This is a genomic window from Herbaspirillum sp. B65, assembly GCF_000333555.1.
Classification (GTDB): domain Bacteria; phylum Pseudomonadota; class Gammaproteobacteria; order Burkholderiales; family Burkholderiaceae_D; genus Herbaspirillum; species Herbaspirillum rubrisubalbicans.
Genome location: NZ_BADI01000493.1, coordinates 1 through 5926 on the forward strand (window position 1 = coordinate 1; position 5926 = coordinate 5926).

Annotated in this window: 5 protein-coding genes; 1 reads left to right on the forward strand and 4 read right to left on the reverse strand. The window is 63.1% G+C overall.

Going from position 1 to position 5926, the window contains the following annotated elements; all coding sequences use genetic code 11:
• Positions 1 to 33: 33 nt before the first annotated feature.
• Positions 34 to 708, forward strand: a complete 675-nt coding sequence (locus tag I5W_RS11890; RefSeq protein ID WP_044529382.1) for a FadR/GntR family transcriptional regulator — start codon at positions 34 to 36, stop codon at positions 706 to 708.
• Positions 709 to 727: 19 nt separating this feature from the next.
• Here the strand turns inward: I5W_RS11890 and I5W_RS11895 are convergent, their stop codons facing one another.
• From I5W_RS11895 to I5W_RS11910, 4 genes are all read right to left on the reverse strand, one after another.
• Complete coding sequence (locus I5W_RS11895; RefSeq protein ID WP_044529378.1) at positions 728 to 1582, reverse strand: NAD-dependent epimerase/dehydratase family protein; 855 nt, start codon at positions 1580 to 1582, stop codon at positions 728 to 730.
• Between the two features lie 396 nt (positions 1583 to 1978).
• Positions 1979 to 3529: a methyl-accepting chemotaxis protein gene (locus tag I5W_RS11900; protein WP_044529379.1), complete on the reverse strand. Its 1551-nt coding sequence runs from the start codon at positions 3527 to 3529 to the stop codon at positions 1979 to 1981.
• A gap of 175 nt (positions 3530 to 3704) precedes the next feature.
• Complete coding sequence (locus I5W_RS11905; protein WP_044529380.1) at positions 3705 to 5210, reverse strand: efflux transporter outer membrane subunit; 1506 nt, start codon at positions 5208 to 5210, stop codon at positions 3705 to 3707.
• Positions 5207 to 5926 (reverse strand): efflux RND transporter periplasmic adaptor subunit (locus tag I5W_RS11910; RefSeq protein WP_044529381.1); only part of this gene is annotated, 720 nt, incomplete at its 5' end. The genes I5W_RS11905 and I5W_RS11910, both read right to left, overlap by 4 nt.

Sequence of the window (5926 nt, forward strand, 5' to 3'; positions counted from 1 at the left end):
CGCTTCTCCCCCGCCGCCCCCGGCCACGGCAGCCTGAGCCGTTCCGAGCACATCTGCAAGCAGATCATTGCCGCCATCCTGCGCGGCGAGCTGGGCGAGAACCGCAAGCTGCCCACCGAAGTGGAACTGGCGCAGCGTTACCAGGCGTCCCGCACCACGGTGCGCGAAGCCCTCTCGCGCCTGCGTTCGGAAGGCATCGTGGTCTCGCGCCGCGGCTCGGGCAATTACGTGCAGCGCCTGCCGTCGCTACAGAACAGTGCGCCGGCGCAGATTGCCAGCATCCATGACATGGAGCGCTACTACGCCTTTCGTGAATGCGTGGAAGCAGGTGCGGCCGGCATTGCCGCCACCGCACGCCAGCAGGAGGACCTGGCCTTGATGCGCCATTGCCTGCAAGCCTTGCGGCGCGCGCAGGTGGAAGGACAGACCGGGGTCGAGGAAGACCTGGCCTTGCACCTGGCCATCGCACGGGCCACGCGCAATCCCTTCTTCATTTCCACCATCGAACATGCGCTGGGACCGATACGCCAGTGCATGGAACTGGCGCAGAACCTGGGCTCGCCCCAGGATGCCGAACGTATCCAGGTCATCGACGACGAACACCAGGCCATCATCCAGGCCATCGCCGAAGGCTCGACCGAGCGTGCGCAGGCAGCCATGCGCGCCCATATCGGGCACGCACGGCTGCGTATCTTCGAAGGTTGCTGAAATCCAGGTATGCGGCGGATCAGTCCACCAGCGGATCGAAGGGGCCGGTCGCGGTGAAGGCCCCGCCCTGCAGGGTCATGACCGGATCATCGGGAGCCGGTTGCGGCTGGGCCTCCACCTTGGCGCGGAATATCTCGGAGCTGTCCTTGGGCGCATAGCCCAGGTGCGCGGCGTAGCGGTTGTCCCACCAGGTCTTGGCATTGGCCGACATGCCATAGACCACGGTGTGGCCGACATCGGGGATAAACAGTGCCCGGCGCAGTAATTGCTCGAAGTCGTCCATGCTCATCCAGCTGGCCAACATGCGGCGGTTGGTCGCTTCCGGGAAGATCGAACCGATGCGGATGCTCACCGTTTCCACGCCATAGCGGTCGAAGTAGAACTGCGCCATGTCTTCGCCATAGGACTTGGACAAGCCGTAGTAACCGTCCGGGCGCTTCAGGGCGCGCGCGTCGATGCGTTCATCCTGACCGTAGAAACCGGTGACGTGATTGGAACTGGCGAAGATGACGCGCTTGACCTGGTGGCGCCGCGCAGCTTCGTAGATATGGAACACGCCCTTGATGTTGGCTTCCAGGATTTCCTCGAAGGGCCGCTCCACCGACACCCCGCCCAGGTGGATGATGGCGTCGCAGCCGGCCACCATGGCATCCACCGCGACGCGGTCGGCCAGATCGCAGCCCAGGCTTTCCTCATGCGCCGCCGCTGGTGCAGCGGCCTGCATGGCGCTGGCCAGGTCGGCCACCCGTACCTGGTCGGCAAAAGCGGCCAGGCGCGGCCGCAACTGCCGGCCGACGCCGCCGGCGGCACCGGTCAACAGCAGGCGGGAAAAGCGCGCGCTCTGCCAGGCATTACGGTCATCGTCTGCACTCATGGGGGCGGTCTCCTGAGGGTGGCTCATTGTTGTGGTGGTCGAATCGGGTTCAACGCGCAAGGTGGATTGGAGTAAGGACGCTGGCTCGCTCAGGCTAGCTTGTACGTCATCATATCACTGGACGGATTATTCACGCGGGGTTGCCGCTTGTCAATCGTCAATCGGAGGGTTGGCGTGCCCCGGATCGTATATGAAGCTTTGTGCAGGGAATCACCGCATCGACACGACCAAGTTATGCATCGAGTGCAGGTTTGTTCCATGAATCGGTGGGCGAACAAAGGGAATTTCTTGTGCCCGCCTGATAAAGCGGCATGAGTGCATGAGTAAAAGAAGACAAAAAAAACGGCCTGACGGCCGCTTTGGTCAACCATGCTGGATCAGTTGCGATTCGTCGATTCAGCGCTGGATCTTGAACACACTGACCACCTGCGACAACCGCCCCGCCTGGTCCTGCAGTGATTGTGCGGCGGCCGCGGCTTGTTCCACCAGAGCCGCATTCTGTTGCGTGACTTCATCCATCTGGGTCACGGCGCGATTGATTTCCTCGATGCCGGTACTCTGTTCGCTGCTGGCCGCGCTGATCTCGGCCACCACGTCGGTGACGCGCTTGACGCTGGCGACCACCTCGCTCATGGTGGCACCGGCACGCTCGACCAGTTCACTGCCGACGCCGACCTTTTGCACCGAGTCGTCGATCAATTGCTTGATCTCCTTGGCAGCCGAGGCCGAGCGCTGCGCCAGCGAACGCACTTCGGACGCTACCACTGCGAAACCGCGTCCCTGCTCACCGGCGCGCGCCGCTTCCACGGCGGCATTCAGGGCCAGGATGTTGGTCTGGAAGGCGATGCCATCGATGACCGTAATGATGTCGGCGATACGGCTGGAACTCTCGGTAATGCCCTCCATGGTCTGCACCACCTGACTGACCACCTCGCCGCCCTGGCTGGCAATGTCGGAAGCGGAAGCTGCCAACTGGTTGGCCTGGCGTGCATTGTCGGCGTTCTGCTTGACGGTGGCAGTCAATTCTTCCATCGCCGAGGCGGTTTCTTCCAGCGACCCGGCCTGTTGCTCGGTGCGGGAAGAAAGATCCAGGTTGCCGCTGGCGATTTCCTGGGATGCGGTGGTGATCGCATCAGTGCCGTAGCGCACCTCGCTGACGATCTTGTGCAGGCTGTCATTCATGCTGCGCAGAGAATGCATCAGCATTCCGGTTTCATCCTTGCTGGCTGTATTGATTTGCACCGTCAGGTCACCCTGCGCCACCCGCTCGGCCACGCTGACGGCTTCGTTCAGGGGGCGCGAGACGGCGCGCGCCACGGCCACGGCCAGACCGAAGGCGATCACCACGATGGCCGCCAGCAGACCGATGATCCAGGCCCGCGCGGCATTGAAGACATCGTTGGCGGTCTGGTCGGAACGGGCACTGCCGGCGTCGTTGATCTTGACGATCTCATCCATGCTTTCCAACATGCTGCGGAAGGTCTTGTTGGAGTCGCCCTTGAAGAGGGCGCGGGCTTCTTCTTCCTTGCCGGCGCCAGAGATCTCGGCCAGCTTCTTGTCGAGCTCCAGGTAGCTGGCAAAGCTCTTGGAGAACTTGTCGTAGGCGAGCTTTTCTTCCGCCTCAGAAATCTGCGCCTCATAGGTAGCGCGCTGCTTGGCCAGGATGTCCAGGCGCGACTTGATGGCCTTGATGGCATCCTCGCGCTCGGCCGGCGTCGCGGCCGTGATCATCTGCAACTCCGAGATGCGCATCCGCGGCAGCGAGGCCTGGATGGCTTGCGCAGCCTTGATGGTCGGCAACCAGTTACTCGCCATATCGGTGGAGGCCTGGTTCACGACTTTCAACTCAAAGATGGCAAACACCCCCAGGGCCACCGTGAGCACGATGACAGCCGCAAACGAGAGGATGAGCTTCTTGGCAATCTTCAGATTATTGAACCAGTTCATGTCTGCCTCGTTATTTGACTGTGATGGATGCCATGGCCGATTCTATGGCAGGTCAGGATGAGGCCATATCGCTGATTACACGGGGGTTTACGCGGCAATTACCGATCATGCCCAACGTAACTGTCAGTGCCGTCAGAAAGCCCACCCAACAGGCAGGAAATTGTGCGGCCCTTCGTCAGTCATTCCCTTGCGACGATAAACTTGCCTGCGCAGAAACAGCCGGTGCAACGGAGAGCGCGCCTGTCTCTTGCTGCGAGCGCCGCTCCTGCCAGTCTCCGCCCAAGGCCTTGATCAGGAACACCGACACCAGCAGGCGCTGCCCCATCAATTGCGCGGCCTGGCGCTCACTATTGAGCAGCGCCTGTTGCGCCGTGATCACGTCCAGATAGGGCGTCACGCCGCCCTCGTAGCGGCTGTTGGCGATGTCCAGCACCCGGCGCGCGCTGGTAATGGCCGATTGCGATTGACCATAGGCGCGGTCCAGCGCTGCGATGCCGGTGATGCCATCTTCCACTTCCTGCATGGCGGTCAGCACGGTGCGACGATAGGTGGCCACGGTAGCGGCATAGCCGGCCTTGTTGAAATCCACCCCGGCACGCAGGCGACCGGCATCGAACAGACTTTGCGAGGCCGATACCCCGAGCGACCATAGCACGCTGGGTGCATTGAAGAGCGCGCCCCAATTGCGGCTATCCACGCCATACCCAGGTTGCAGCATGAAGCTGGGATAGAAGGCCGCGCTGGCCACGCCGATCTGGGCATTGGCAGCGGCCATGGCACGTTCGGCCGCGGCGATGTCGGGACGGCGCTCCAGCACATCCGAAGGCACCCCCAGCGGGATGGCCGGCAGTGCGATGGGCGCCAGCGAGGGCGCAATCGTGAAGCCCGGTGCCGGAGTGCCGGTGAGGGTGGCGATGGCGTGCTCGTACTGGGCACGCTGGCGGCCGAGGATATCGACCTGGGTCAATGTGTTATCCAGCAGCGCCTGTTGCTGGGCCACATCCAGGCCCGAGGTGGCGCCCAGGTCATGGCGTGAGGTGGCCAGTTCCAGTGCCTTGCGTTGCAGCGCGATGGCGCGTTGGACCACGTCCAGCTCGATATCCAGCTCGCGCAGATTGAAGTAGTTGCTGGCCAGTTCAGCCGTCAACAACAGGCGGGTGTTTTCCAGGTCGGCGGCCGATTGCTGGGCCGAGGCACTGGCCGCTTCCACCGAGCGCCGCACGCGTCCGAAGAAATCCAGCTCGTAACTGACATTCAAGCCCAGCGCGAAATCGTTTTGTACGGTGGCGAAGTTAGGCGAGTTGTAGTTGGTCAGCGGACGATTGGCCGAGATGCGGGCACGGGCAGCGCGGGTGTTGATACCGACCTGCGGCGACTGCGCGGCGCCTACCACCTCCAGTTGCACACGCGCCTGCGCTAACCGGGCGCTGGCAATGGCCAGGGTCTGGTTGCCGGCCAGGGCTTGCTGTTGCAAGGCATTCAGTCGGGCATCGTGGAAGCGCTCCCACCAGGGACCGCGCGGGCTGGCGTCCTGCGGTTGCATAACGCGCCAGGGAGCTTCCGGGGTCCAGGCGACGGGTAGCTCGACGGCGGGCTTGACGTAGTCGGGGCCGCTGGCGCAGCCCGCCAGCATCAGTGCGGTGAGCACCGTCGATGCCGCAAGCAGGGAACGCAGCCTCACGATGCAGCCTTTTGCTTTTGTTCCGGCTGCTCCAGGGTCGGCTCGACCTGATCGCCTTCGGCCAGTGAATCGGAGGGATTGAGGATCAGTTTTTCGTTACCGTTCAAGCCCTCCAGCACTTCCACGGTCAGGCCGAAGTTGCGACCCAGCCGCACCTTCTTCAGACGCACCCGGTTATGCTCATCAACGGCCGCCACCAATGAGCCATCGCGGCGGAACATGAGGGTATCGGCGGCGACCAGCAAGGTGCCGCTGGGTTTCAGCGGCAGCGCCACCTGCACGAAGGCACCGGGCAAGAGGGCATTGTCGGCATTGGAGAGCGTCACCTCGATCTGCATCGAACGCGTGACCGGATCGATGGAGCCCGCCGTGCGCGCCACCTTTCCCTCGAACTTGCGACCACGCAGTTCGGCCTGGCTCACCGTCACCTGCTGGCCAGGCTTGACCAGGTTGGCGTAGGACTGCGGCACGTTCACATAGACCCGCAGCGGATCGGTCTGCGACAGCACGAACAGCGAGCGCCCGGCACCTGGATCGATCAAATCCCCCACGTCCACGTTGCGGCGCGTGATGATGCCCGAGAACGGAGCGACGATGCGCTTGAATCCTTCCACCTGACGCAGCCGCTCGACGTTGGCGTCAGCCGCGGCCAGGTTGGAACTGGCCTGGGCGAAGGCGCTGCGGCGTTCATCGAGTTCCTGCGGGAGACCGCTCCT

Bases quoted from the DNA above. Each gene is read 5' to 3' on its own strand.
- I5W_RS11895 (WP_044529378.1), bottom strand. From the start codon at position 1,582: ATGAGTGCAGACGATGACCGTAATGCCTGGCAGAGCGCGCGCTTTTCC.
- I5W_RS11900 (WP_044529379.1), bottom strand. From the start codon at position 3,529: ATGAACTGGTTCAATAATCTGAAGATTGCCAAGAAGCTCATCCTCTCG.